The organism is Pseudarthrobacter sp. MDT1-40-2 (assembly GCF_059383595.1).
Genome location: NZ_JBWZCL010000002.1, coordinates 331346 through 356591 on the forward strand (window position 1 = coordinate 331346; position 25246 = coordinate 356591).

A 25246-nucleotide genomic window follows, 5' to 3' on the forward strand; every position below is an offset into this window, starting at 1 on the left:
AGTGATGGCCTGACTCAATTGTGAGCGCTAACAAGCAGGGCTGTCAAGACCGCGGAGCCATCCCTCCACTTCCCGCAGCCGCAGAATCAGGCTGCAGGCGGTGCCGTGCTTTCCCTGGCCACGAACTCAGGTGTGACCACTGTTGAACTGGCGGCGGCGCCGTCCTCGATTTTGCGAAGCATGATGTCCATGCAGCGTCGCCCCAACTCCTCAAAATCCTGCCGCACCGTGGTGAGGGGCGGGCTGAAGTAGCCCGATTCAGGCTGGTCGTCGAACCCCACTACGGAGACGTCGTCGGGCACGGCGACGCCTGCCTCACTGAAAGCGCGGAGGACGCCCAGCGCCATCTGGTCATTGCCTACGAACACGGCTGTGGCAGTGCGCTCGGCTGCCAGGCGGCGGCCCAGCTCATAGCCGCTGCCTGCGCTCCAATCACCTTCCAGCAACAAGTCATCCTCCAGTCCGCCCTGCTGCAGCGCGGCCCGCCAGCCCTCCGCGCGGGCAGCACCGTCGATCCAGTCCGTGGGTCCGGAGACGTGGGCAATACGCCGGTGGCCCTGGGAGATGAGATGCCCGACGGCGGCCTCCGCCCCACGCCGCTGGTCCACCATGGCGCCACTGACCTTGGCATTTCCCGTGGAGCCGACGGCCACCACCGGCACTCCGGTGTTGAATTCCTCCAGGACGTTCAGCGTCTTGGTGTGCGGCACCAGCACCACAATCCCGTCCACGGACTGGTCCATAAAATGCCGCAGGGAGTCGGCAATGGCTTCGCTGCTGACTGAGCGCAGCGCAGCGATACTCACGAAATAACCGGCGTCACGGGCGGCCTGTTCAACACCGAGAAGCGTATGGGCAGGACCGAACTGGGAGAGTTCGCTGGCCAGGACGCCGATGGTCTGGGAACGCCGGGTAACAAGGCTCCGCGCCGCACTGTTCCGGCGGTAGCCCAGCTCCGCGATGGCAGCTTCCACCCTTTTCCGCGTGGCAGCACTGACGTTGGGGTGGTTGTTGACTACCCGGGACACAGTCTGGTGCGATACGCCGGCGCGTTGCGCGACGTCCTCCAGACGGGGCAGCCGGCCGCTGCTGGTCTTGGTCATGTATCCATTCTCAGTGAAGACGCGCCGAAACGCTGCGAAGTGGCAGCTCACGGCCGTGTTCACGGCTGGTGGCTGCCGTTACACAAAGCAGGCCAGAGACGGCGTGTCTCTGGCCTGCGAAAAGGGTGGGCCCTGTGGGGCTCGAACCCACGACCCACGGATTAAAAGTCCGATGCTCTACCAACTGAGCTAAAGGCCCCAGCCGAGCGCAGAAAACCACACTCAGCCCAGTCCATTTCTGGACGTTAACACTGTACCCCACGCCCGCCGCAGCCGCGGACCAGCCGGCCGATGGGGTGACCGGGCGCTCGATTCACAAGAAGCGCAGGAGTAGCGTGGGGAACATGAACGAGCAACCAGCCTCAAGTTCCAGGGCAAACATGCCCCGCCAACACAAGCCCAAGCTGTTCGCGCCGATCGACTTCGAGCCCTTCGCCGGCGGCGCTGATCCCGCCCGGGTCTCCGAGGCCGCCCACCTGGCCGCACAGGCGCTGGTGCGCCATGGCAGGGACAGCGATGACCCCCAGATCACCGAGCGGCTGGTGAAGCTGACGGACGAGCAGGGCCTGGAGGCCATCGCCGAAATGTGGGCGGAAAGCCCCGCCCGTTCGCTTCCGGGCGCCCTGTGGCGTTTGTACGCAATCAGGGCCGCAACCGTCCAGGACCCTGAGCGGATTTCCGTGTATTTCCGCGCTGGACGGGACACTGCACAGGTCTCGAACGTTGTGGCGGGAGCAGCGGAACCGCCCGGAGCCGAGGAAATGCGGACCATGGCGGACGCCATCCTTTCCGGAGCGTTCGACGGCGAGTTCGACGTCGCGCTGGAGCGTTCGGCGGCCTTCTGCCGCGTCGTGGCCCTGGGCCAGGCCACCATCGCTGACGGCGCCGAGCACAGCAACGAGAGTCACGCGAGCAAGCTCACCCGCAACTCCAACCAACTCGTGAAAACAGCCGAAGACCTGGAACACGCCGCCAACGCCTGGCGGCTGGGCGAGCTGGATTAAGCGCCAATTAGAGGCCAAGACTACGCCGCTGTCAATGTTGACTTGGCCCGCGCAAAGTAGAAAACTGAGATCGGTGCCGAACCGCGAAACCCCCGGGCTTCAACAATTAGCCGCCTAGAGCGGCCTACCGCCGAGAGGCGTATCCGGTTCGGCACCATTTTCCTGCCCGGCACATCCTCGCCGGAGAGCATTGCGGTCCAACTGACGCATCGCGCCACCCCTCGAAGCCCCTGCAGCCGCCGAGATTTTCCTGCCGGTTCACCGATGGCGGTAAAGTAAGCAGCAGTTTGCGGGCCGACGTCAAGTCACATCGCGCACTGTTCCAGCCCCCAGTAACCCTTCCGGAGACCGGTAACCACGTGAAGCTGCGCCTTTTTCCCCAGGAGCCCGCCGGGCTGATTCTACTGTCGCAGATGGCGCGGCAAATTGTGCTGGCCAGCGGTACCCTCTCCGAAATTCTCGGCATGCCAGCCAGTGAGCATGCGCACCTGGTGGACACCATGCACGAACACGAGGCCAAATCCAACGAGCTCCACTTCGCGCTGCTCACGCACATGCGCACCAGCTTCGTCAATCCGCTCCCCCGCGAGGACATGTACTCCTTGTCCCGATTCCTGCATGAAGCTCTGGAGCGGCTTGATGCCGCCGCCGAACTGGTTGCCCTCTACAAGTTGGAGCGGTTACCCAAGCGCGCTGCGGACCAGCTGGAAATCATCAGCCGCCAGGCCGAACTCACCGTTGACGCCATGCGCCGGCTTGACGATCTGGACGAACTGGAGGACTACTGGATCGAGATTCTCAGGCTGGCCAAGCGCGCCGAACGAACCCACAGGGTGTGGGTAGCGGACCTCCTGGCGGACATGAAGGGTGCCCAGTACGCGCGGCACCGGGACATCGCTAACCAGCTGGTGGACGTCTCCCGGGACCTGCGTCGCGTTGCCACCCAGGTGGGCAGCATCATCGTCAAGGAATCCTGACGTGGCACCAGCTCTCTTTGGCGTGGTGGTTCTTTTCACCGCCGCGTTCAGTTTCCTGAACGGCTTCCGGGATGTCTCTACCGCCGTCGCCCTGGCTGTCCGGACCCGGGCCATGACACCCAGCATCGCCGTCCTGCTGGCCGCTTTCTTCAATCTGCTGGGTGCTCTGCTGAGTGCCACCCTGGCTGTCTCGGTGGCGCAGCACTGGGTGACGCTACCGGAGGGTGTCAGCGGCCTGAGCATCGTGATTTCGGGTTTGGCCAGCGCCGTCGCCTGGGGAGTGCTCACCTGGTGGAAAGGTATTCCTTCATCTTCAACCCACGCACTGGTTGGCGGCCTTGCCGGTGCCGGCCTGGCCAGTGTGGTCGTGGGCGGCAATACCGTCGGGGGCGTTGATGAGTCCTTGCTGTTCCAAGTGGTTCTGCCACTGCTGATCTCGCCGGTCATCGCTTTTGCAGGCGCCTATGCGTCCGTGCTTCCCCTCGTCTGGGCCACCCGGTTCGCCCAGCCCAACATCATCAACCGCAGGTTCCGCCGCGCCCAGTGCGTTGCCGCAGGAGCGGTCGCCTTTGGCCACGGGCTTCAGGACGGCCAGCGCGTCAGTGCCGTGCTGTTGCTGGCCATGATCTCCGTAGGGTATTACGACGGCGGGATCCCCCTCTGGGTGATTCTGCTGACGGCACTGACCATCACCGCGGGGACGCTCGCTGGCGGTTGGCGAATCTCGCACACCCTGGGCCATAAGCTCACCCGGATAGATCCGCTGCGTGGCTTCGTGGCCCAGACGTTCAGCGCCGTGGTGCTCTTCGTGGGCGCCATTGCGTTGCACTGGCCGGTGTCCACCACACACTCTGTAACTGCAGCAGCACTGGGCGCCGGAGAGACCCAAAGGTTCGCTTCCACCAACCGGCGCCTGGTGATCCGGATCCTCGGCTATTGGCTGCTGACTCCTGTGATCACGGCAGCCCTGGCATTTATCATTGAACTGGCGTTGTCGCCAATGTCCAAGTAGACCCTGGGCCCACGCCGCCGGGGTTCCCTGGCCGAGCTTGCGAGGTGAGGGCGGCGGTGGGGATTATCCGAAGCGGCCTGAGACGTAGTCCTCGGTGGCTTTAACGGACGGGTTGTTGAAGATGGTGGAGGTCTCAGCGAACTCAATCAATTTGCCCGGCTTGCCGGTACCCGCGATGTTGAAGAACGCCGTCTTGTCCGACACACGCGCGGCCTGCTGCATATTGTGCGTCACGATGACCACGGTGTACTGATCCTTGAGCTCGTTGATGAGGTCCTCAACAGCGAGCGTGGAGATGGGGTCAAGGGCTGAGCAGGGCTCGTCCATCAGGATCACCTGGGGCTCCACGGCGATGGCCCGGGCTATGCAGAGGCGCTGCTGCTGGCCACCGGAAAGGCCGGAGCCGGGCTTCTCGAGGCGGTCCTTGACCTCGTTCCAAAGATTGGCGCCGGTCAGTGAACGCTCCACCAACGCATCGGCCTCGCCCTTGGAAATCCTCTGGTTGTTCAGCTTCACGCCCGCCAGCACGTTGTCCCGGATGGACATAGTGGGAAACGGGTTGGGACGCTGGAAAACCATGCCGATCTGGGAGCGGACCATGACCGGATCCACTCCCGGGCCGTAGAGGTTGTCGCCGTCCAACAGGACTTCGCCTTCAACGCGCGCTCCGGGGAGGACCTCGTGCATGCGGTTCAAGGTCCGCAGGAACGTGGACTTGCCGCAGCCCGACGGGCCGATGAAAGCCGTGACGGACTTGGCCTCGATGTTGATGTTGACGCCTTCTACGGCAAGGAAGCTGCCGTAGTAAACGTTCAGGTCCTTGACGTCGATGCGCTTAGACATGGTGTTCCTTCACTGCTGAGAGTATGAATTAAGTCTAGCCACATGCCTGGTACGGCAGGTGAAGTTTTTTCTAGCGTCCGGTCTTGGGGGCGAAGGCCTTGGCAATCAGCCGGGAAGCCAGGTTCAGGGCCATCACCAGGATGATCAGCACCAACGCGGCGCCCCAGGCACGCTGCGTCGACGGATCCGGGTTGGACGGCGACGTAGGATTCAGGATCTGTGTGTAGATGAACGTGGGCAGCGATGCCATCCAGCCGCCGAACACGTTGCTGTTGATGTTGGTGGCGAACCCGGCCGTGACCAGGATCGGAGCGGTCTCGCCGATAACGCGGGCGATCGCCAGGGTGACGCCGGACGCGATGCCGGAGATCGCCGTGGGGATGACCACCTTCAGGATGGTGCGCCATTTGCGCACGCCCAGGGCGTAAGCGGCTTCACGCAGTTCGTTGGGCACGATCTTGAGCATTTCCTCGGCAGAGCGGACCACCACCGGGATCATCAGGACGGACAGCGCGACCGCGGCTACTGCACCGGTTTTGGTTCCCGGTCCGACGATCGCGAAGAAGAACGCTGCCGCGAAGAGGCCTGCCACGATCGACGGGATACCGGTCATCACATCCACGAAGAACGTGATGGCCCGGGCCAGCCGGCCGTCGTTGCCGTACTCCACAAGATAGATGGCGGTCAGGAGACCAACCGGTACGGAGATGACGGTGGCAAGAAGCGTGATCTGGATTGTGCCCAGGAGCGCGTGGTAGATGCCGCCGAGCACGGGGGTGCCGTCTTCAACTGCCCTGTTGTCATAGACGCCGGTGACGCCGTTCATGGAGCTGGACAAGAACCCGGGCGTGATGAGACCGGGGACGCCGTTGGCCAGGACTGTCCAGATCACGGAGATCAGGGGAAGCAGCGCGATCAGGAAGGCGCCCACCACCAAACAGGTGGCCAGCTTGTCCTGGGCCTTGCGTGCGCCTTCCACGGCCCCGCTCCAGCCCACCAGGCCGATGGTGAACAGGATGGCGGACACCAGGCCCCAGCCAAGGGCGTTGAATCCGATCAGTGCAAGGATTGCAGCGCCCAGGAGCAGGGCTGCACCAAGGACGACGTACGGCGCGGCCTTGGGCAGCTGGCCCTTGGTAAGGGCCGAGCGCTTGCGAACGGGAGTAAGGGTGGACGTCATTTAGTTGGCTCCCGAGAATTCTTTATGCCGGCTGATGATCCAGCGGGCGATCATGTTCACAGCGAGGGTGATGACGAAGAGGATCAGGCCAGCTGCGATCAACGTGCTGACCTTGAGGCCGGAAGCTTCAGGGAAGTTCAGCGCAATTTCAGCAGCGATGGTCTGGTTGCCGGACTGGATCAGGCTGGCAGTCAACGCACCGGAGGAAAGCACCAGGGCCACTGCCATGGTCTCGCCCAGGGCACGGCCAAGGCCCAGCATGATGGCACTGATGATGCCAGGCCGGGCGAAGGGCAGCACGGTCATCCTGATCATTTCCCACCGGGTGGCTCCAAGTGCCAATGCGGCTTCCTCGTGGAGCTTTGGCGTCTGCAGGAAGATTTCGCGGGACAACGAGGTAATGATGGGGATGACCATCACGGACAGGACAATGCCTGCGGTGAGGATCGTCTTGCCCGTAGCGGAGGCGGGTCCGGCGAAAATGGGCACCCAGCCCATGTTCTCCGCAAGCCAGATATACGCCGGCGAGATCTGCGGTGCCAGGAAAGCAGCACCCCAGGCACCGTAAACAACGGAGGGGATGGCCGCCAGCAGGTCAATGACGTAGCCGAGGCCCGACGCCAACTGCCGCGGCGCGAAGTGGGAGATGAAAAGTGCCACGCCTATGGAGATCGGGGTGGCGATGATGAGTGCAATGAGGGCCGCGATCAGTGTCCCGATGACGATGGGCCAGATGTAGGCGAAGAAACCCTCACCGCCCTGGATCTCCTCCGCGGGGGCGGTGAGCGCCGGGATGGCCTGAACCACCAGGAACAGGGCAACACCGAACAGGACGGCCAGGATCAGGCAGCCGGCGGCCATGGTTGCTCCGGAAAACACTTTGTCACCAGCGCGGCCTGCGGCGGCTCGTGAGCTTGTCAGGGAGGTGGCGGTCATTCCCGGCCCTTCGGATTGTGGTGGCGCTGGAACAGCTGAAAGCTGGGCGGACAAAGCCAAGTTCCCCGCCCCGCCTGTCGGCGCGGCGGGGAACTTGGTTCAAAGCCAGGTATTAGGACTTGACCTTGATGGTTTCGATGGCCTTGACAGCCTTCTCTGAGAGCTCCGCGGAAAGCGGTGCCGACTTGGCAGAGTCAGCAGCTGCCTGCTGGCCCTCTTCCGAGACTACGTAGTTCTCGAAGGCCTTGACCAGGTCAACGGTCTCCTGGCTGTCGTATGCGGAGCAAACGATGTGGAAAGAGACCAGGACGATCGGGTAGGCGCCCTCAATGGTGGTCTTGCGGTCCAGCTTGATGGAAAGGTCGTTGGCGGAGCGTCCTTCAACAGCCTTCCCGGCGTCAACAGCCTTCGCTGCAGCCTCGGCAGAGATCTTGGTGAACGTCTCGCCAACCTTGATCTGCGCAACGCCCAGCTTGCCGCTGACAGCGGAGTCATCGGCGTAGGTGATGGCGCCGGGGGTGTCGGTGACGGTCTTGACCACGCCGGAGGTGCCCTTGGCGTTCTCGCCCTGCAGGGAGGCGGGCCAGACGCCGGCGGCCTTGTCGGTCCAGGTCTCCGGAGCAGCGGCCGCAAGGTAGTCAGTGAAGTTGCTGGTGGTGCCGGAATCGTCCGAACGGCTCACCGGAGTGACCGCAAGATCCGGGAGGTTGACGCCCTCATTCAGGGCGGCGATGGCCGGATCGTTCCAGGTGGAGATCTCGCCGCGGAAGATCTTGGCAACCGTGGTGGCGTCAAGCTTGAGTTCGGTGATCCCAGGCAGGTTGAACGCGATGGCGATCGGGGAGATGTAAACCGGAATGTTCAGCGCGCCTTCGGGGCCGCAGATGGTTTTGGAGGACTCGTACTCTTCGTCCTTCAGGAAAGCGTCAGAGCCGCCGAACTGGGCCGAGCCATCCAGCAGCGCCTTGCGGCCTGCACCGGAACCGTCCGGGGAGTACTGCACGGTGGCGCCGGAGTTGGCGGAGGCGAACTCGGTCTTCCAGGCGTCCATTGCCGCGCCCTGCGCGGAGGAGCCGATGCCGGTCAGAGTGCCGGTAACGGAGGCCCCTGCGGACTCGCTGCCACCGGTGTTAGCGCTGCCGGGGGTAACGTTGTCTGAACCACAGGCGGTAAGCGCGAGTGCGCCGGCTGCGATAGCGGCGAGTGCCGCGTGGCGGCCAAAGCGTTGTGCCTTCACTGAATGTGCCCCTTCCAGGGAATCTCATGTGGGTGGAGGATCCGGAGGTTGCCCGCCACGCCGATGCGTACGTTTTGTACCTCAATCGAAGTTAGGCGCGCAGGGTTACGAGACTGACCTCCCAGAGTGAACGGAAGGTTAACGACGGCGGGACAGTGGGTTACATCTGCCGGGTCGCTATTGCATAGATCACATTCTCGGTTTTATGGCATGGAATGGCAAGGGAATAAGGGAACATGACTCGTTCCGGCCTGCTCGACCGTCTCCGTCATGTTCACGGGACGGCCCGGATGCAAGGCTGGGATTTTTCGGTCCTTGATGGGCTGGTGGAAAGCGAGAATCCGCCATGGGATTTTGAAGCAAGCTGCCCGGAGGCCGGCTTCCACACCTCGCCGCCACGGAGGGGTGGAAACCGAACGCAGCGGTGGCGCGCAGGAACCTCGCACCGATCGGCGTCGAGGTTTTTGAGTACAGCGCCCACGCTGCTCCCCCTTCGACGATGCTTCCTTTGACCTCATCAGCCCTGGTCCCCTGGAACGTCCCCGGCTTCCGCGTCGATGACCACCCGGTAACCCTCCGGGAACTGGACCGGCGTGGCACCCTGCGAGTGACCCAACGCCGCTACCGGCTCTACGGCCGCAAGCTTTAGGTTATCCACCCGGCAAATACACTGGTCTCATGGCCCTCGCAAACCGTTTGAGCACAAGCAGGCGATTCCTGCACGGCCGTTTGCGTACCGGCGTCATCCGAAGCCGGAATTCGCTGCTTCCTGCGATCCAGATGACGGTCTGCGCGGTAGGTGCCTACGCCTTCGCAGAATATGTGCTCGGCCATTCCGGTCCGCTGTTTGCTGCTACGTCGTCGCTGATCGCACTCGGCTTCTCCCGTGAACCCCGGCTGCGGCGGGTGGTGGAGGTTGGGCTGGGCTGCACCATCGGGATCGCTGTGGGTGACCTGCTCCTGCACTGGCTCGGCGGCGGAATCTGGCAGGCCGCCGTCGTACTCCTTTTCTCCATCCTGCTGGCCAGATTCCTGGACAGCGGCAATATTTTTACCACCCAGCTGGCGCTTCAGTCGCTGTTGGTGGTGCTGCTGCCGGCTCCCGAAGGCGGCCCGTTCACCCGCAGCCTCGACGCGGTGGTGGGTGGGCTTTTTGCCCTGGTAGTCACCATCCTGATCCCTAGGGATCCCCGGCGGGAACCGCGTAAGGACGTCCGAAACCTGCTCCACGAACTGGCAGAGGTGCTTCGTGAATGCGCCGAGGGCCTGACCAGGAGCGATTCCACCCTGGCCTGGCATGCCCTGGTGCGCGGGCGCAGCTGCCAACCGTTGGTTGACGGCATGAGGCAGTCACTGCGTGCCTCCGGCGAGGTGGCCACACTCTCCCCTGCCTACCGACGGCATCGCGACGAGCTGGAGCGGCTGCAACAGTCCCTCGACTTCATCGACCTCGCGTTGCGGAACAGCCGCGTCTTCGCCCGCAGGCTCACCAGCGCCATCAACCACGCAGCCCTGTCCGACGCCGCCACAGAAGCGATTGCGGAGGTACTGCAGGAGACTGCCGCCGCGATTGACGAACTCTCACTGGGCCTTGCAGAAACCCACGACGGCGCCCGCCGCGCCCATCTGCGCACCGCGCGGCGGAACCTGAGTGAAGCTGCGCTCCGGGTCCACCCGAAGATGCTGGGGGTGGAGCGGCTGGAAGGCGAAACCGTGGTGATGCTGCTCCGGCCGCTCATGGTTGACCTGCTGGAGGCCACGGGAATGGACGGCCAGGAGGCCAGGGACCTGCTGCCGGAGCTCTAGGGTGCCTGGTCGTTGGGGTAGCTGACGCCCATCTGGCGCCGTGCCTCGTCCAGGAGCTGCATGGTCCTGATGCTGTCCGCCCAGGGCATGACCGGGCTTTCCTGAAGGCCGGCCCGGATGCACCGGCCCACTTCGCGGAGTTCATGGATGAAGCCTTCGGTGCCTTCCTCGAACCGCTCAATCCGGGGCGCTCCATCCTCGCCGCAAACCTCCAGCTGTCGGGGGTTATACAGCGGAGAGCCGCTGCGCAGCCAGCCCTTGCTGCCGCTGATGGTCACCATGCCTGGCCCGTTCGCCTGCAGCGAGGAGGTCAGCTGGGCAGACGCGCCGTCCGGGTAGCTGAGGGCCAAGGTGTTCTGGACGTCAACACCGTCCTCGTTGAGATGCCCGGCAGCCGTGAGTCCTGCTGGGAAACCAAGCGCACCGACTGCCCAGGTGAGCGGATAGATTGCGAGGTCCAAAAGCGCTCCCCCGCCTGCTGCCGGGTCCCACAGCCTGTCCGCGGGATCATAGGCCGCCGCAAATCCCAGGTCTGCCTGCACCCAACGGACCTCGCCGATCGCACCGGACCGAAGCAGTTCGAGGGCGCGCTGCGTTGCCGGCAGGAACCTGGTCCATACCGCTTCCATCAGGAAGAGCCCGCCGTCGCCGGCCAGCCGGACAAGATCCTGCGTTTCCCGGGCATTGACGGTCAGGGGCTTCTCGCACAGCACGTGCTTGCCGGATTTCAGCGCCGCCTGGGCCACCTCCAGGTGCTGGGCATGCGGCGTGGCGATATAGACGACGTCCACCAGGGGGTCATCGAAGAGCTGCTGGTAGCCGGTAATTTCCGGATTGTCGTAGTAACTGGCCGCGAAGCCGAACTTATCGCCGAAGGTGCTTGCCGCCGCTTCCGTGCGTGAGCTGACGGCTTGGAGCACGGCACCTTCCAGGAGGGCGAGGTCGCTGGTCACCCGGTGGGCGATCCTGCCGGTGGCCACAACGCCCCAGCGCAGGGGACGGTCCGCAGTCAGTGTCATGGGAATGCCTTTCGGTAGCCTGCCGTCAATGAGAAGGAATCAGGTGCTAGGCAGATTCCCTTAGCACCAGCGAGGTATGGATCTGGGTGACATGTTCCGTGGGTTTGCCTTCAATCAGGCTCACCAGGGTCTCCGCCATTTTCTTGCCCATCTCAATGATGGGGTGGTGCACGGTGGTCAGCCGCGGGGTCACGGACGTCGCAAAGGAGTCGTCGTCGAACCCCACCACCGCAATGTCTTCCGGAATCCGCAGGCCCCGCTGGTGCAGGACGGTATAGGCGCCCGCCGCCATTTGATCATTGGCGACAAAGACACCGTCAATCGGCTTGCCGCGGTCCAGCAGCCGGCGCATGGCGGTGGCGCCGGAAGCCAGGGTGAAATCGCCGTATTCCACCAGTGAATCGTCCAGACCGGCGTCTGTCACGGCTTTTCGCCAGCCGCTCAACCGGTCCACACCCGGAGGCATATCCTGCGGTCCGGCAATAGTGGCAATGTGTTTGCAGCCGCGGGCGGCCAGTACGGCAGTGGCACCCTCTGCGGCAACTTCATTGTCCACCTCCACGTAGTAGCTGGCGGTTTCGCCAAAGGGCTTGCCGGCAAACACCATGGGCAACCGTTCGCTCAGATGAGTCCAGGAGCGGTCGCCCATGTGGTGCGAGACCACCAGGGCCCCTGCCACATTCCCCCCGAGAAGGAAGGCACGGGTCTTTTCCGGCTTGGTTTCGGAGGCAATGACCATATTCAGCGTGTAGTCGGTGTCCGCCAGGTGGAGGACAACACCCTGCACCACGGAAGCGAAGAACGGGTCAGCAAAGACCTTGGACGTGGATTCCGGAACGATCAACGTCACGGAATTGGGCCGCCGGCTGGCGAGTGACCTGGCCGCACGGTTGGGCGTGTAGTTAATCGCCTGGATCGCCGTGCGCACCTTGGCAGCGATGTCCGGGTCAACACTGGGCACCTCATTGACTACACGAGAAACCGTGGCACGGGAGACCCCGGCCAGCGCCGCCACCATTTCAAGCGTGGGCGCCGGCCGGCTGCCGCTGTGGTCCTGCTTCACTATGGTCACTCCGTGATCTCCAGCCATCCCTAGGGACTCCAGTTTAGGCTGGCGGGGAAGCCCCCCGGCCCGGAGTGGGTTTCCGATGTCAGGCGTGCTGCCGCAGGTTCTGCCGCGAGGCCGCGATCAGCCGGGCGTAGGCCTTGCCACTGTCCTTCACCGTCCGCTCCAGCGTTTCATAATCAACCCGGATGATGCCGAAGCGCTTGCCGTAACCCCAGGACCATTCGAAGTTGTCCAGCAGGGACCAGACGAAGTAACCGCGGACGTCGGCACCCTGATCGATTGCCTCACCCACCGCTGCGATGTGGTCCAGGATGAACTTTGTCCGTTCCTCATCGTGCACGGCACCGTCCGGGCTGACGGTGTCCTCGTAGGCTGCACCGTTCTCCGTGATGTACAGCGGCGGCAGCGTCGGGTACTCCTCGCCCAGGCGGACCAGGAGTTTTCTCAGGCCGTCCGGGTTCACCTCCCAGTTCATAGCCGTACGGGGCAGGCCCCGGCTGGGAAACGAGATGTGCTCGGAACCGATCCACGGCGATGAGGTGGCACGCTCAGCACCACCGGAATGCCCGTCGCCGCCCTCGTCCGCGGGATGCCCGCTGATGAGGTCATCGTGGTAGTGATTCACGCCCAGGAACTCCAGGGGTGCACTGATGATCTCCAGATCGCCGGGCTGGATGACTTCCTGGAGCCCGAAAGGTGCCAGGTCCTCCAGGGTATCCGCAGGGTAGCTGCCGCGAAGGATAGGGTCCAGGAAGATCCGGTTCTGCAGCGAGTCGAAACGACGGGCCGCGTCCAGATCAACGGGATCGTTGCTGTCCCGCGGAATGGAGTTGCTCAGGTTCAGGGTGATGCCGAGATTTTGCGCGCCGAGCTCCCGCAGAGAGTTGACGGCCAAGCCGTGCGCGAGGTGCTGGTAGTGCACTGCGGCTATGGCCGCGCGCGGTTCCTGCCGGCCCGGCGCATGGACTCCTGAGCCGTAACCCAGCAGCGACGAGCAGAAGGGCTCATTGAATGTGGTCCAGTGCTGCACCCGGTCCCCCAGCGCCGCGTAGACGTCATTGGCGTACTCGACGAACCGGTAGGCGGTGTCCCTGTTGGCCCAGCCGCCCTTTTCCTCAAGCGCCTGAGGAAGGTCCCAGTGGTACAGGGTCAGCCAGGGCAGGATTCCCGCTTCCAGCAGTTCGTCCACCAGGCGGGAGTAGAAGTCCAGCCCTTCGCGATTGACTTCCCTGTCCCCCGGACGCACCCGTGCCCAGCTGGTGGAAAAGCGGTAGGAATCCAGGCCGAGTTCCTTCATCAGCCGCACGTCCTGCGGCATCCGGTGGTAGTGATCCACCGCTTGCTCCAGGTTCTCGCCGTTGGCGATTGCTCCCGGGACGCGGGCAAACTGGTCCCATACGGAATCCTCCTTGCCGCCTTCGTGGCCGGCACCCTCAATCTGTGCTGCCGCCGTCGCGGATCCCCAGATAAAGCCTTCCGGCCATTGCCGTGTATTCGTTGGTGCAGGCATTAGCCCTTCACTGCTCCTTGCATGATTCCTGATATGAGTTGTTTGCCTGCCAGTGCGAAGAGCACCAGCAGCGGGAGCGTGGCCAGAACTGCACCGGCCAGGACCACAGAATAGTCCACATACCGTGCTGATTGCAGCTGGCTCAACGCCGTTTGAAGAGTGGGATTGCCGGGGTCCAGCACCAGCAGCGGCCAGAGGAAATCGGTCCACGCGGTCATGAAGGTAAACAGGCCCAGAATGGCCATCCCGGGGCGGGCGGCGGGGATGGCTACGTGCCAGAAGGTGGAGATCATGCTGGCACCATCCATGCGGGCGGATTCAATGAGCTCGTCGGGGATCACGTCCACCAGGTACTGCCGCATAAAGAACACCCCGAAGGCGGTGACCAGGGTGGGTACCACAACGGCGCCAATCTCGCCGGTCCAGCCCAGGGTCCGCATCACCATGAAGAGCGGGATGATGCCCAGCTGGGTGGGAATGGCCATGGTGGCCACCACCATGAGCATAAGTCCGTCACGGCCGCGGAAACGGAGCTTGGCAAAGGCGTAACCGGCCAGGGTTGAGAAACCCACCACTGAGATCGTAATGATGCTCGAAATGAGCACGCTGTTGCCCAGGGCCAGCCAGAACGGAATCGTGTCGAAGACCTCGGCCACGTTCTTCCAGAAGTTTCCGCCGGGGAGCAACGGTGGCCAGGTTTCGCCCAGTGCCTCATTGGAGCGGCTGCCGATGACCGCAGACCACCACAGCGGGTACGCCGAGGACACCAGGAAAGCCAGCAGCAGGCCATAGCTGAGGAAACCGGGTCGCGTGCCGGATCCGAGGAGGCGTTTCCGGAGCGGCACGGGACCACCGGCCCGCCCTGCAGCGGCAGCGGATTTGGTTGCGGCAGCTTCAGCGGAGGTACCGCCGGGCCGCATCCTGTCGATAATGCTCATCGCGTGGTCCTTTCAATGCGTTTCCGGTCGCCACGCGTCAGCCGCATCTTGGGAACCCTGGGACCGTCCGCCGTCGCGATTCTTCGGGAGATCAGGTAGTTGATGACGCCGAACAGGACGATGATCAGGAACAGGAGCCAGGCGATGGTTGAGGCTTTGCCGAAGTTCTGCCGCTGGAAGGCCATCTCCCAGAGGTACAGGACGGTGGTTTGGAATTGCCGCTGCGAACCGCCTGCGGCTACCGGATCGAACAGGCGCGGTTCGGTGAAGATCTGGAGGCCGCCGATGGTGGCGGTAACAACCACGAACACCATAGTGGGCCGGATGCTGGGGAGCGTGATGCTGAAGAACCGGCGCAGGGCCCCGGCGCCGTCAAGTGCTGCCGACTCGTACAGCTCGCGTGGGACCGCCTGCATTGCCGCCAGCAGGATCAGCGCGTTGTAGCCGGTCCAGCGCCAGTTCACCATGGTGGCGATGGCGACGTGGCTGGGGAAAGTCTCGTTCTTCCACATCACGGGGTCCAAGCCGAAGTTGCCCAGGATGTTGTTGATCAGGCCGTACTGCTCTCCGAACAAGTTGGTGAAGATCATGGCCACCGCCACCGGAGTGACAACGTACGGCAGCAGGACGCTCATACGCCAGAAGGTCTTGGCCCTCAGGTTCTGGTCCAGCACGGCGGCGAGGAAAAGCGCCACCGCCAGTTGCGGGATGGCAGAGAGCAGAAAAATGCTCAAGGTATTGACGAGCGAATTCCAAAAGAAGCGGTCCTGCAGGACGTCCACAAAGTTACCCAGCCCCACAAAGTCCCCTTGGCCCTTCAACAGATGCCAGTCGTAGAGGCTCACGACGAAGGTGTAGACGAGTGGGAACAAACCCACCAGCGCAAAGAGGATAAAAAACGGGGCGATATAGAGGTAGGGGGATGCCTTGACGTCGAAGACGTTCAGGCGCTGCTTGAAGGTGGGCTTTGCTTTTGTCACGGCGCTCCCTTGGGGAGTACCGGCCGGGAGGTTCACAGTGGTTGTCATGATGTCTCGCACTCTTTCGCAGTCCATGTGCGGGTCCCCCGGCGTGCGCTGGAAGACCCGCACATGGTGTTCGCTAGTTGTTGACGACCAGGTCGTTGAGGAGCGTGAGTGCTTCCTTCCACGCAGCATCAGCGCCGGCGGTTCCGGCGTCGAGCATCTTCAGGGCCGGACCGAACACGTTCTCCTGGATCACTGAATCGTCCGGGCCCTTGAACTGGGCCACGACACCCTTGGCGCGGTTGGCCAGGATAACGCCGGTGGGAGCATTGTTGAAGATCACGTTGGGCGTAGCATCCTTGACCAGCTTTTCCTGCGCCTTGAGCGTGCTGGGGAAGTTGTTGGCAGCTGCGGACTGCTTGACCTGCTGTTCCGGAGCGGTCAGCCAGGCTGCGAGCTTGGCGGCTTCTTCGGGGTGCTTCGAGGTCTTGGGTACGGAGAGGAAAGCGCCACCCCAGTTCGAGGCGCCGCCGGGGAACACGTCGGCGAAGTCCCAGCCGCTTTCTGCCCCGCCGCCTGCGGATTCCAGCTGACCCTTGATGGTGCCCAGCATCCAGCCGGGGCAAACAAACGTAGCGAAGGAACCGTCAGTGAAGGCCTTGCCGTTGCCCCAGTCGAACTGCGTCTGGTTCGCGGAAAGGCCGGCGGCTGTGCCGTCGGCCAGCATCTCGAAGCGGGCCTTCATTTCGGAGTTGCCGTCGACGTTGAGCTCGCCGTCCTTGGTGTAGTAGCCCTCTTCCATCTGATTCACCATGGAGTTCCAGACGAAGCCGGACTGGTCGTACCAGGCCTTGCCCGTTGCTGCCTTGTACTGCTTGCCCAGCTCAAAGTACTTCTCCCAGGTGGCGTCTTCGCCACCGAACAGCTCAGCCACTGCCTCGCGGTCGCTGGGAAGGCCGGCGGCTTCGAAAAGCTTGCCGTTGTAGCAGAGGCCCTGCGGCCCGATGTCCGTGCCATAGCCGATGACGCGGCCTTCGGGATCGGTGCCCTGCTTGAACTTCCAGTCCACCCAGTTGTCCTTGATGTCCGCTGCACCGTGCTCGTTCAGGTCAACAAACTGGTCCGAGACCTCCATGATGGAGCCGAGCCAGCCTTCTTCGATGGCGGTGACGTCGCTGAGGCCGGAGCCTGCTGCCAGCTTGGTGAAGGCGTCGGTGCGGGCGTTGGCGCCACGGTCGATGTTGGTGGCCTTGATCTTGATGCCGGGGTTGGCCTTCTCGTACTCCCCGTAGAGGTCGTCATAGCCAAAGGTGCCGAAGGTGGTGACCGTCAGTTCCAAGGGATTGTCTGCGCTTGCTGTCTGTCCTGAATTACTGGAGCAGCCTGAAGCCATAAGGGCCAGGGCTGCTGCTCCCGCTATTGCGGCAGCGGTATTGCGGCGTGAGAATTTCACGATCACTCCTTTGTGGGGGACGTTCCTGGAAGGGCGAGAGAGCGCTCTCTTGCAAGTTCCATTACCCTAAGGGTGATAAGGATCACTGTCAAGAGAGCGCTCTCTGAGACATAAAAGCAGCCGCCGCTCTTTGGGCTCCGACGAGGTTGCGGAACTTTCCCCCTACCGGAGCTGCCCGAACCGCGACGGCTCAAGGGGCTGGGCGTTTGGAGCGCCCAAAAGTAGCGCATTCCGTAGCCCCGTGCCGCCGTCGAACGTCATTGTCTGTCCCCGCCGTTAGGGTTGAACGCATGGCAACAAAGACATCCCGGGCCGCCAAGGCGCCCGCCTACAAATGTGCCGAATGCGGCTGGACCGCGGTCAAGTGGGTAGGCCGCTGCGGCGAGTGCCAGGCCTGGGGCACCGTTGAAGAATCCGGTGCCGCTGTAGCACGCACGACGGCGGCAACAACAGTTGTGGAGCCGGCCCGCCGTATCGCCGAGGTGGATGCCACTACCGCGGCTTTCCTGCCTACCGGCGTTGATGAGCTGGACCGGGTTTTGGGCGGCGGCCTGGTTCCGGGCGCCGTCATCCTGCTGGCCGGTGAACCGGGCGTGGGCAAGTCCACCTTGCTGCTGGATGTTGCCGCCAAGTTCGCCCGCACCGCCCAGGACGTCCTGTACGTCACCGGCGAGGAATCCGCGGCGCAGGTGAAGCTCCGCGCGGAACGGATCGACGCCGTGGCAGATTCGCTGTACCTCAGCGCAGAAACGGACCTCGGCCAGGCTTTGGGCCAGGTGGAAAAGATCGAGCCCCGGCTGCTCATTGTGGATTCGGTCCAGACTCTCAGCAGCGCGGATGTGGACGGCAGCGCCGGTGGCGTCTCGCAGGTGCGTGAGGTTGCGGCGTCCATCATCGCTGCGGCCAAGCGCCGCAACATGACCACACTCCTGGTGGGCCACGTAACCAAGGACGGCTCCATCGCCGGACCCCGCCTGCTGGAACACCTGGTGGACGTGGTGTGCCAGTTTGAAGGTGAACGGCACTCCCGGCTGCGCCTGCTGCGGGCAGTGAAGAACCGCTACGGCCCCACGGACGACGTCGGCTGTTTCGACCTGAACGAGAACGGCATCGAAGGCCTGGCGGACCCCAGCGGACTTTTTGTCAGCCGCACCAAGGAGCCCGTTTCCGGTACCTGTATCACCGTCACCATGGAGGGCCGGCGTCCGCTGCTGGCCGAGGTGCAGTCTTTGCTCGCCGAGAGTCCCAATTCGCAGCCCCGGCGGGCCACCAGCGGGCTGGACAGTTCACGGGTTTCCATGCTGCTGGCTGTTTTGCAGCAGCGGGCGGGTTGCCTGCTGCACAAGGACGATTCCTATGTGGCCACCGTGGGCGGCGTGAAGCTCAGCGAGCCGGCTACGGACCTGGCGGTGGCACTTGCAGTGGCGTCGGCGAAGGCCCGCAAGCCGCTGCCCATCCGGTTGATTGCCTTTGGTGAGGTGGGCCTGGCAGGCGAGGTCCGCCCTGTGCCCGGAATCAACCAGCGCATCCAGGAGGCCCACCGGCTGGGCTTCACTCACGCCGTGGTTCCAGCCAGCCACACCGGGCCAGGTCCCATTCCGGCCGGCTTCTCCGTGCGGGAAGTGGAACACCTGACCGAGGCCCTGACCCTGCTGATCGGGAGCTAGCAGCCGCGTTTTTTCACATAGCACAGGTTCTGGAGGGGCAATGACAGTTCGGAGCGCAGGCATTCTGCTGTACCGGCATTCCGGTAATATGCCGGTTGCGCGGGAACAGGGCGTCGCGGAACTCCAGGTATGGATCGCCCACATGGGCGGACCGTTCTGGGCACGGAAGGATTCCCGCGCCTGGTCTATCCCCAAGGGCCTCTACGAGGCGGGCGAAGAACCCCTGGCAGCAGCCCTGCGTGAATTCGAAGAGGAGATGGGAACCCCTCCCCCGCCGGCAGAGTACCTGCAGCTTGGCGAGTTCCGGCAGCCTTCGGGCAAGATCATCACCGTCTTCACCGCGGAGTCGGAGTTCCGTCCGGAGCGGATCAACAGCAACACTTTTCCGCTGGAGTGGCCCAAGGGTTCAGGGAACATCCAGCAGTTTCCGGAGATTGACGACGCCGGGTGGTTCAGCGAGCCGGAGGCGCGCCGGAAGCTGGTTAAGGGCCAGCTGCCGGTGATGGACGCCTTGGTGCAGTTCCTGCAAGGGCGACCCTCGTAATCGCGTCGGGCAACAGCCCACACCGCCGCCCTCGTTACCAGCGGGGGCTTTTCAGTGTGTATTCCGGGTTGATCCGCTGCATGTAGCCGGTGTCGTCACGTCCAGTGAGTCCGCATTCGAGGTACTGCCGGTGGAGCTTCTCAAGTCCGTCTTCGTCAAGCTCTACGCCTAGGCCGGGCGCGGTGGGAACGGGAACCGCCCCGTCCACGAAGCGCAGGGCACCCGGACGGATGACATCTTCGTCTTCGTCCTTCCAGGGCCAGTGGGTGTCGCAGGCGTAGTCCAAATTGGGAGTTGTCGCCGCCAGATGCACCATTGCGGCCAGACTGATGCCCAGGTGGGAGTTTGAGTGCATGGACAGGCCCAACCCGAAGGTTTCCGTGATGCCGGCAAGGGACTGCGAGCGGCGAAGGCCGCCCCAGAAATGGTGATCCGACAGGATCACGTCCACGGCGCCGGCGGCGACGGACGCGGGGATATCGTCAAAGCTAACAACGCACATATTGGTTGCCAGCGGCATGGGAACGCTGCTGCGCACCTGGGCCATGCCTTCTATACCGGGAGTGGGATCCTCCAGGTACTCAAGTACGCCGTCGAGAGCCTTGCCCACTTCGATCGAAGTGGGCACCGACCAGGCCGCGTTGGGATCAAGCCGAAGCGGCATGCCCGGAAATGCTTCCCGCAGAGCCTTAATCGCGGCAACTTCCTGATCCGGGTGGAAGACTCCACCTTTGAGTTTCAGCGCGGAGAAGCCGTAGTCCCGCACCATCCGCGACGCCTGCTTCACGACACCGTCGGGGTCCAGTGCAGCTCCCCATGAATCGTCCTCCTGGCCGGGGTGGCCTGCCCACTTGTAAAAGAGGTATCCGCTGAAGGGAATCGAAGCCCTGACTGCACCGCCAAGCAGGTCACTGACTGGCCGGCCGAGAATTTTGCCCTGGACATCCAGGGCGGCGACGTCAAAAGGAGAAAGGACACGGTCGGCAGTCCTGGAGCCGGTCACCATGCCGCTCATGCCGTGGCCGCCCTGGATGGTGTCCCGGGCGAGGACCTTGGCGATGAGGGTCCCCAACATATTGATGTTGAAAACGTCTGCTCCTACGATGGCGTCCGCTGCGAGGCGGAGCCGGGCCAGGTGGCCTGCATCTCCGTAGGTTTCGCCCAGTCCTGTTATGCCGGCGTCGGTATGGAGCTGGATGATCGCACGCAGGGCGTACGGCTCGTGTACGCCCACGGCATTGAGCAGCGGCGGGTCCTTAAAGGCGACAGGCGTGATGGTGACTCCCGTGACCATGACCTGGGAGAGGCTGGAGAGGTTGTGTTGGGCGAGTTCAGTGTGTGCCACGAAATCACTTTCTGTTGGGAAGACGTCGGCTGCTGCGGGGGCCTGCAGTGATCTTAGGCACTGCTGCTGATGCGCGTCCAAGTCCGTTTTGGACATGCCAAATACTTTGAAGGTATGGCCAATCAGCCGAGGAGCCCGCCGAGCCCGCGGACAATTTGCAAGGTGATGTCGGCGGTGGAACGGAGGGCAGCCACTATTTCCTTCTCATAGGCAGGAGTCAGCCGCTCGACCGGTACGGAGCAGCTGAGGGCATCCACTACATCGGGCCTGATGGGCAGCGGAATCCCGAAGCAGCGCAGCCCCGGAGTATTTTCCTCGTCATCGATGGAATATCCCCGCTTCCGGGTGGCCTCAAGGTCCTTACGCAGCGCATCACGGGACGTGAGAGTTGCTGGCGTAAGGGCGGCCAGGGTGCTCGGCAGATGCAGCTCGAGTTCCTCGTCGCTGAACTGGGCCAGCACCGCTTTCCCCAAGGAAGTCGAGTAGGCGGGGAGGCGACGTCCCACCCGGTTCTGGGTGCGGGCGTACGACGAGGACTGGTGGGTGGCCAGGTAGACCATGTCCGTATGGTCAAGGCGTCCATAGTGAACGGTCTCATCCAACTGCCGGCTGACCTGTTCGACGTGCGGCTGGACCACCCGAAGCAGGGGATCTGTATCCAGGTACGTGGTGCCCGCCAGCAACGCCCGGATGCCAATGCTGTACAGCGAACGGGTTGAGTCGCTTCGTACCCAGCCAAGGTCCGTGAGCGTTCGAAGGAGTGCGTAGGTGCTGCTGCGCGGGGCCTCCAGGGCGTCGCAAAGTTCCCGCACCGTCACAGGTTCATTGCCCCGCGCTGCCAGCAGTTCCAGCACCTCGACGGTGCGTGCCGCGGACTTCACTCCCCGTACACCACCAGTGGATATATCGGCTGCTGCCGGTTGTTGCTGTTGCATGCAGATCTTCCTTGATCCGGCCGACGGCCTTGACATTGACGTTCTTCCTAGTCAATTATGAGTTGCATCACGATCTTCTGTCTACATATATAGACAGGCGCTACAAATACTCACCTTGTGGGTGGCGGGGCACCCCTCCCGCTGGTAGCACAATCCCCCAATACAACTACCCTGAACGGCCTTCTACGCAGGCCCCCCAACAGAGGAAAGCTCAACGATGAACTCCCTGAAGCCCACTTTCACTGCCATCACCGGCCTTGGCATCCTGTCCCTCGTACTCACCGGCTGCGGTGGGGTCCAGACCGGAACCGGAGGAGCCGGTGCCAGCGGCGAAAACTTCCCCACCAAGTCCGTCAACCTCACGGCTCCCTCCAGCGCCGGCGGCAGCACCGACCTGATTTCGCGGGCCCTGGCGTCCTCCCTCGAGGAGCCCCTTGGCAAGAGCGTCGTGGTGGAAAACAAGCCCGGCGCAAACACCGCCGTGGGCACCAAAGAGGTCCTGAACGCCAAGGCCGACGGCTACAGCACCGTACTGGCTGCCGAGTCCCTGTTTGCCATCACCCCGCTGTTCGTTGAAGATCCCGACGCTTTGACCATGGACGACATGACCGTCGTCGCCCCGGTGTCCGAGGAAGAGTACATCCTGGTGGTCAACAAGGACAGCGGCGTTAAGTCGCTCGCTGACCTCCTGGCCAAGGAAAACATCAAGTACGCCACCTCAGGTGCGGGCACCGGTGGTCAGCTTGGGCAGGCTGCGCTGTTTGCCCTGGCCGGCAACAAGGCAACCGACGTTCCGTTCGACGGCGGCTCCGCAGCTGTCACGGCCGTCCTCGGCAACCACGCTGACGCTGTCGCCACCCAACTGGCAGAGGTCAAGGCGCAGATCGATGCCGGTGAACTCGTGCCGCTGGTGGTCTTCTCCCCCGATCGCAGCAGCTACTTCCCCGAGGTACCCACTGCCGAGGAATCAGGCTACGAGATCTCCGTAGTGCAGCGCCGCTGGCTGGCGGTGCCGAAGGAAACCCCCCAGGACGTAGTGACCAAACTGACCGAATCCGTGGAAACCGCGAAGGACTCTGAGAAGTTCCAGGAATTCCTGAAGACCAGCCTGATCGGCGAGTGGGACGGCGAGCCTGCCGACGTCAGCACCACGGTTGAGGCCGACACCAAGACCTTCAGCGACCTGGCCAAGGAGTATGGCATCGGAGCCACTAAATGAGCACTTCCGCTGCTCCTCTCGGGGATCCAGCCAGTGACTTCGACGTCGAAGAGCAGGCCGAGCGCGGTGGAGTTCTCACCGCCGCGCTCGGTGCGCTGGTCCCGCTCGCCCTCGGCGTGTTCGGCCTTGTTGTTGCCATCGGCCTGGGCGTAGGTTCCCTCAGCGCCCCTGGTGCCGGTTTGTGGCCGCTGGTCATTTCCCTGGTCATGATTACGGCAGCCGGCACCGCGCTGTTGCATGTCAAACGTGACGACGACGTCGAAGCGTTCGACGGCGGAATCGTCACCGTAGCAATGTGCGTCGGGAGCCTGCTGGCCTACGCCGCGTTGCTGCCCGTCATCGGGTTCGAAATACCCACCGCCCTGCTGCTCTTCTTCTGGATCAAGGTACTGGGCAAGGAAGGCTGGCGCCCGGCGGTCACGGTATCCATCGTTGCCACCGTCGTTGTGTACGTGCTCTTCATCCTTCTCCTGGCCGTTCCCATCCCCCACCTTTTCTAGGAAACGTCAATCCAATGGATATCATCAACGACGCCATCGGCGGCTTCGACGTGGTGCTGCAGCCGGCAAACCTGCTGTTCTGCCTGGTCGGCGTCACCTTGGGCATGCTCATCGGCGTCCTCCCCGGCCTCGGCCCGGCGGCGACGATTGCCATTTTGCTTCCGCTGACCTACACCATGGAACCGGCCAGCGCCATCATCCTGCTGGCGGGCATCTTTTATGGTGCACAGTACGGCGGAACCATCACCTCAGTCCTCCTTCGCCTGCCGGGCGAAGCGTCAAGCGTCGTGACAGCCCTCGACGGCTACCAGATGGCACGGCAGGGGCGCGCCGGCGCTGCATTGGGGATCGCAGCAGTCGGATCCTTCATCGGCGGCACCATTGCGATCGTGGGGCTTACCTTCCTCGCTCCCCTGGTGGCAAGCTTCGCGTTGGACTTCGGTCCGGCGGAATACAGCCTCCTGGCCATGCTCGGCATTCTGCTGGTGTCCTCCCTCGGCAACGGCTCTGCCCGAAAGGCGGCGGTCTCCGCAACCATCGGCCTGCTTCTGGCTACCGTGGGCCGGGACCCGGTAACGGGTGTCAGCCGGTTCACCTTCGGCTCCGACAACCTGGCAGACGGAATCGACTTCGTCATCATTGCCATGGGCTTGTTTGGCGTCGGAGAAATTCTTTACAACATGGCTACGCCTCCCTCGGCGTCCGCCGTTACCCCCAAGTTCAAGCGTGCACTGCCCACCGGCAGCGACCTGAAGCAGTCATCAGGGGCCATTGCCCGTGGTTCGGTTTCCGGCTTCGCGCTGGGAATCCTGCCTGGAGGCGGCGCAACCATTGCCTCCCTGGTGGCTTACGCAACTGAAAAGAAGTTCTCCCGGAACCCGGAGCGCTTCGGACGTGGAGCAATTGAGGGGGTGGCCGGACCGGAAACCGCAAACAACGCAGCCGCCACCAGCTCTTTCATCCCGCTCCTGACCTTGGGCATCCCGGCAAACGGCACCATGGCCATCATGTTCGGTGCGCTCCTCTTGCAGGGAATCACGCCCGGGCCCGGCCTGATCAACGACCACCCGGACATTTTCTGGGGGGTCATCGATTCCATGTACATCGGCAACGTGTTCCTGCTCCTGCTGTCGATCCCGCTGATCGGCATCTTCGTCAAGCTGCTGTCAGTGAAGGCAACCATCCTGAACCCCCTGACCGTGCTCATCACTATGATCGGTGTCTACACGGTGCGCAACAGCGTCTTCGACATGTTCCTGGTCATCATCTTCGGTGTTGTGGGTTACCTGATGAAGAAGCTGGGATTCCCCCCGGGCCCGCTCGTCCTTGCCTTCGTACTGGGAGGACTCCTGGAAACGTCGTTCCGTCAGGCCATCCGGCTCTCGGAGGGCAGCATGGGTATCTTCGTTTCAAGTCCCATCTCGATCACCTTGGCCATCACTATCCTCCTCGCCCTCGCGGCCGCCCCCGTGATGACCTGGATTCTGCGCCGCCAGCAGGCCAAAGCCGAGACCGTCCTGCACACCCACGGCCGAGGCTATGAAGACTGACCTGCCCGGCCTCAACCCGAACGGAAGTAAGCCATGTCCATCGTTCTAGGATTCGTTCCCAACGAGCGCGGTGAAGCCGCCTTCGCCAAAGCCCTGTCCCTGGCCACGCAGTTGAATGAACAACTCGTCATCATCAACAGCAGCAGCAGGCACTCCCACATCGATCCCAAACTAGCCTCTGATCCGGACCTCGAGGCACTCGTGGCCCGCGCAGCCCGGGAGGGTGTTACGGCCCACGTCAAGAGGGATCCCCACGAGGACGGCCCCGACGCCCTCATCGAGGCGTCGACGGACGAGGACACCGCGATGATAGTGATCGGCATCCGTAAACGTTCCCAGGTGGGCAAGCTGCTCCTGGGAAGTGATGCCCAACGCATACTCCTTGAAGCCAACTGCCCGGTACTCGCCGTAAAAGCCTAGGAAGGCTCGAAAGG

Annotated in this window: 24 protein-coding genes and 1 tRNA gene; 11 read left to right on the top strand and 14 right to left on the bottom strand. The window is 63.2% G+C overall.

Features of this window, described 5'->3' with window-relative positions; translation table 11 throughout:
* Positions 1-86 precede the first annotated feature (86 nt).
* Positions 87-1103: a LacI family DNA-binding transcriptional regulator gene (locus AC50X5_RS07740; RefSeq protein WP_494975522.1), complete on the bottom strand. Its 1017-nt coding sequence runs from the start codon at positions 1101-1103 to the stop codon at positions 87-89.
* 126 nt (positions 1104-1229) lie between these two features.
* Positions 1230-1302: transfer RNA gene (locus AC50X5_RS07745), tRNA-Lys, on the bottom strand.
* A 145-nt stretch (positions 1303-1447) separates the two neighbouring features.
* Here AC50X5_RS07745 and AC50X5_RS07750 point away from each other — a divergent pair.
* The 3 genes from AC50X5_RS07750 to AC50X5_RS07760 all read left to right on the top strand — a co-directional run bounded on the left by AC50X5_RS07750 (position 1448) and on the right by AC50X5_RS07760 (position 4096).
* On the top strand, positions 1448-2107 hold the full coding sequence (locus tag AC50X5_RS07750; protein ID WP_494975523.1) for a hypothetical protein: 660 nt from the start codon (positions 1448-1450) through the stop codon (positions 2105-2107).
* Between the two features lie 359 nt (positions 2108-2466).
* The gene (locus AC50X5_RS07755; RefSeq protein WP_494975524.1) at positions 2467-3084 is read left to right on the top strand and encodes a DUF47 domain-containing protein; all 618 of its coding nucleotides are present in this window, start codon (positions 2467-2469) and stop codon (positions 3082-3084) included.
* Between the two features lies 1 nt (position 3085).
* Positions 3086-4096 (top strand): inorganic phosphate transporter, encoded by a 1011-nt coding sequence (locus tag AC50X5_RS07760; protein WP_494975525.1) that lies wholly within the window; start codon positions 3086-3088, stop codon positions 4094-4096.
* 63 nt (positions 4097-4159) lie between these two features.
* Here AC50X5_RS07760 and pstB read toward each other — a convergent pair whose 3' ends face one another.
* From pstB to pstS, 4 genes are all read right to left on the bottom strand, one after another.
* The gene (gene pstB, locus AC50X5_RS07765) at positions 4160-4939 is read right to left on the bottom strand and encodes a phosphate ABC transporter ATP-binding protein PstB (RefSeq protein WP_463936415.1); all 780 of its coding nucleotides are present in this window, start codon (positions 4937-4939) and stop codon (positions 4160-4162) included.
* Between the two features lie 70 nt (positions 4940-5009).
* Positions 5010-6119, bottom strand: a complete 1110-nt coding sequence (pstA, locus tag AC50X5_RS07770; RefSeq protein WP_493983643.1) for a phosphate ABC transporter permease PstA — start codon at positions 6117-6119, stop codon at positions 5010-5012.
* The gene (pstC, locus tag AC50X5_RS07775; protein WP_494975526.1) at positions 6120-7055 is read right to left on the bottom strand and encodes a phosphate ABC transporter permease subunit PstC; all 936 of its coding nucleotides are present in this window, start codon (positions 7053-7055) and stop codon (positions 6120-6122) included. It abuts the gene before it with no gap.
* A gap of 112 nt (positions 7056-7167) precedes the next feature.
* Positions 7168-8292, bottom strand: coding sequence for a phosphate ABC transporter substrate-binding protein PstS (pstS, locus tag AC50X5_RS07780; RefSeq protein WP_494975527.1), 1125 nt, complete (start codon positions 8290-8292; stop codon positions 7168-7170).
* Positions 8293-8716: 424 nt separating this feature from the next.
* On the opposite strand from pstS, the gene AC50X5_RS07785 reads away from it, so the two are divergent.
* Both AC50X5_RS07785 and AC50X5_RS07790 read left to right on the top strand, forming a co-directional pair.
* Entirely contained in the window at positions 8717-8941 is a 225-nt protein-coding gene (locus tag AC50X5_RS07785) for a hypothetical protein (RefSeq protein ID WP_494975528.1), read from the top strand.
* Between the two features lie 29 nt (positions 8942-8970).
* A complete protein-coding gene (locus tag AC50X5_RS07790; RefSeq protein ID WP_494975529.1) occupies positions 8971-10098 on the top strand; it encodes an FUSC family protein in 1128 nt (375 codons plus the stop codon).
* Here the strand turns inward: AC50X5_RS07790 and AC50X5_RS07795 are convergent.
* The 6 genes from AC50X5_RS07795 to AC50X5_RS07820 form a co-directional block, all read right to left on the bottom strand.
* A complete protein-coding gene (locus tag AC50X5_RS07795; protein WP_494975530.1) occupies positions 10095-11117 on the bottom strand; it encodes a Gfo/Idh/MocA family protein in 1023 nt (340 codons plus the stop codon). The genes AC50X5_RS07790 and AC50X5_RS07795 overlap by 4 nt on opposite strands.
* Before the next feature lie 46 nt (positions 11118-11163).
* Positions 11164-12180 carry a LacI family DNA-binding transcriptional regulator gene (locus AC50X5_RS07800; protein WP_494976065.1) on the bottom strand — a complete coding sequence of 339 codons (1017 nt, stop codon included), beginning with the start codon at positions 12178-12180 and terminating at the stop codon, positions 11164-11166.
* 88 nt (positions 12181-12268) lie between these two features.
* On the bottom strand, positions 12269-13696 hold the full coding sequence (locus tag AC50X5_RS07805; RefSeq protein ID WP_494975531.1) for a GH1 family beta-glucosidase: 1428 nt from the start codon (positions 13694-13696) through the stop codon (positions 12269-12271).
* Entirely contained in the window at positions 13696-14634 is a 939-nt protein-coding gene (locus AC50X5_RS07810; RefSeq protein ID WP_494975532.1) for a carbohydrate ABC transporter permease, read from the bottom strand. Before AC50X5_RS07810 ends, AC50X5_RS07805 begins: the two co-directional genes overlap by 1 nt.
* The gene (locus tag AC50X5_RS07815; RefSeq protein WP_494975533.1) at positions 14631-15662 is read right to left on the bottom strand and encodes a carbohydrate ABC transporter permease; all 1032 of its coding nucleotides are present in this window, start codon (positions 15660-15662) and stop codon (positions 14631-14633) included. Before AC50X5_RS07815 ends, AC50X5_RS07810 begins: the two co-directional genes overlap by 4 nt.
* A gap of 73 nt (positions 15663-15735) precedes the next feature.
* Positions 15736-16992, bottom strand: coding sequence for an ABC transporter substrate-binding protein (locus AC50X5_RS07820; protein ID WP_494976066.1), 1257 nt, complete (start codon positions 16990-16992; stop codon positions 15736-15738).
* Positions 16993-17342: 350 nt separating this feature from the next.
* Between AC50X5_RS07820 and radA the strand changes: the two genes are divergently transcribed.
* Together radA and AC50X5_RS07830 are read left to right on the top strand one after the other, a co-directional pair.
* Positions 17343-18719, top strand: coding sequence for a DNA repair protein RadA (radA, locus tag AC50X5_RS07825; RefSeq protein ID WP_494975534.1), 1377 nt, complete (start codon positions 17343-17345; stop codon positions 18717-18719).
* Positions 18720-18759: 40 nt separating this feature from the next.
* Positions 18760-19263, top strand: coding sequence for an NUDIX hydrolase (locus AC50X5_RS07830; protein ID WP_494975535.1), 504 nt, complete (start codon positions 18760-18762; stop codon positions 19261-19263).
* A gap of 34 nt (positions 19264-19297) precedes the next feature.
* On the opposite strand, the gene AC50X5_RS07835 is transcribed toward AC50X5_RS07830, so the two are convergent.
* Positions 19298-20557 (bottom strand): glucarate dehydratase family protein, encoded by a 1260-nt coding sequence (locus AC50X5_RS07835; RefSeq protein ID WP_494976067.1) that lies wholly within the window; start codon positions 20555-20557, stop codon positions 19298-19300.
* Positions 20558-20730: 173 nt separating this feature from the next.
* Positions 20731-21543 (bottom strand): IclR family transcriptional regulator, encoded by an 813-nt coding sequence (locus tag AC50X5_RS07840; protein ID WP_494975536.1) that lies wholly within the window; start codon positions 21541-21543, stop codon positions 20731-20733.
* Between the two features lie 217 nt (positions 21544-21760).
* Between AC50X5_RS07840 and AC50X5_RS07845 the strand changes: the two genes are divergently transcribed.
* The 4 genes from AC50X5_RS07845 to AC50X5_RS07860 are packed head-to-tail and all read left to right on the top strand — an operon-like array spanning position 21761 to position 25232.
* Positions 21761-22762: a tripartite tricarboxylate transporter substrate binding protein gene (locus AC50X5_RS07845; protein WP_494975537.1), complete on the top strand. Its 1002-nt coding sequence runs from the start codon at positions 21761-21763 to the stop codon at positions 22760-22762.
* Complete coding sequence (locus AC50X5_RS07850) at positions 22759-23262, top strand: tripartite tricarboxylate transporter TctB family protein (protein ID WP_494975538.1); 504 nt, start codon at positions 22759-22761, stop codon at positions 23260-23262. The genes AC50X5_RS07845 and AC50X5_RS07850 overlap by 4 nt, the downstream gene beginning before the upstream one ends.
* 14 nt (positions 23263-23276) lie before the next feature.
* The gene (locus AC50X5_RS07855; RefSeq protein ID WP_494975539.1) at positions 23277-24812 is read left to right on the top strand and encodes a tripartite tricarboxylate transporter permease; all 1536 of its coding nucleotides are present in this window, start codon (positions 23277-23279) and stop codon (positions 24810-24812) included.
* Between the two features lie 33 nt (positions 24813-24845).
* Positions 24846-25232, top strand: coding sequence for a universal stress protein (locus tag AC50X5_RS07860; protein WP_494975540.1), 387 nt, complete (start codon positions 24846-24848; stop codon positions 25230-25232).
* Positions 25233-25246: the final 14 nt, after the last annotated feature.

Excerpts from the sequence above, each read along its gene's own strand:
- AC50X5_RS07820 (WP_494976066.1), bottom strand. The coding sequence starts at position 16,992 with ATGGCTTCAGGCTGCTCCAGTAATTCAGGACAGACAGCAAGCGCAGAC.
- AC50X5_RS07750 (WP_494975523.1), top strand. The coding sequence starts at position 1,448 with ATGAACGAGCAACCAGCCTCAAGTTCCAGGGCAAACATGCCCCGCCAA.
- AC50X5_RS07845 (WP_494975537.1), top strand. The coding sequence starts at position 21,761 with ATGAACTCCCTGAAGCCCACTTTCACTGCCATCACCGGCCTTGGCATC.
- AC50X5_RS07855 (WP_494975539.1), top strand. The coding sequence starts at position 23,277 with ATGGATATCATCAACGACGCCATCGGCGGCTTCGACGTGGTGCTGCAG.
- AC50X5_RS07850 (WP_494975538.1), top strand. The coding sequence starts at position 22,759 with ATGAGCACTTCCGCTGCTCCTCTCGGGGATCCAGCCAGTGACTTCGAC.
- AC50X5_RS07795 (WP_494975530.1), bottom strand. The coding sequence starts at position 11,117 with ATGACACTGACTGCGGACCGTCCCCTGCGCTGGGGCGTTGTGGCCACC.
- pstA (WP_493983643.1), bottom strand. The coding sequence starts at position 6,119 with ATGACGTCCACCCTTACTCCCGTTCGCAAGCGCTCGGCCCTTACCAAG.
- AC50X5_RS07835 (WP_494976067.1), bottom strand. The coding sequence starts at position 20,557 with ATGGTCACGGGAGTCACCATCACGCCTGTCGCCTTTAAGGACCCGCCG.
- AC50X5_RS07810 (WP_494975532.1), bottom strand. The coding sequence starts at position 14,634 with ATGAGCATTATCGACAGGATGCGGCCCGGCGGTACCTCCGCTGAAGCT.
- radA (WP_494975534.1), top strand. The coding sequence starts at position 17,343 with ATGGCAACAAAGACATCCCGGGCCGCCAAGGCGCCCGCCTACAAATGT.
- AC50X5_RS07830 (WP_494975535.1), top strand. The coding sequence starts at position 18,760 with ATGACAGTTCGGAGCGCAGGCATTCTGCTGTACCGGCATTCCGGTAAT.
- pstB (WP_463936415.1), bottom strand. The coding sequence starts at position 4,939 with ATGTCTAAGCGCATCGACGTCAAGGACCTGAACGTTTACTACGGCAGC.
- AC50X5_RS07805 (WP_494975531.1), bottom strand. The coding sequence starts at position 13,696 with ATGCCTGCACCAACGAATACACGGCAATGGCCGGAAGGCTTTATCTGG.
- AC50X5_RS07740 (WP_494975522.1), bottom strand. The coding sequence starts at position 1,103 with ATGACCAAGACCAGCAGCGGCCGGCTGCCCCGTCTGGAGGACGTCGCG.
- AC50X5_RS07860 (WP_494975540.1), top strand. The coding sequence starts at position 24,846 with ATGTCCATCGTTCTAGGATTCGTTCCCAACGAGCGCGGTGAAGCCGCC.
- pstC (WP_494975526.1), bottom strand. The coding sequence starts at position 7,055 with ATGACCGCCACCTCCCTGACAAGCTCACGAGCCGCCGCAGGCCGCGCT.
- AC50X5_RS07840 (WP_494975536.1), bottom strand. The coding sequence starts at position 21,543 with ATGCAACAGCAACAACCGGCAGCAGCCGATATATCCACTGGTGGTGTA.
- AC50X5_RS07790 (WP_494975529.1), top strand. The coding sequence starts at position 8,971 with ATGGCCCTCGCAAACCGTTTGAGCACAAGCAGGCGATTCCTGCACGGC.
- AC50X5_RS07815 (WP_494975533.1), bottom strand. The coding sequence starts at position 15,662 with ATGACAACCACTGTGAACCTCCCGGCCGGTACTCCCCAAGGGAGCGCC.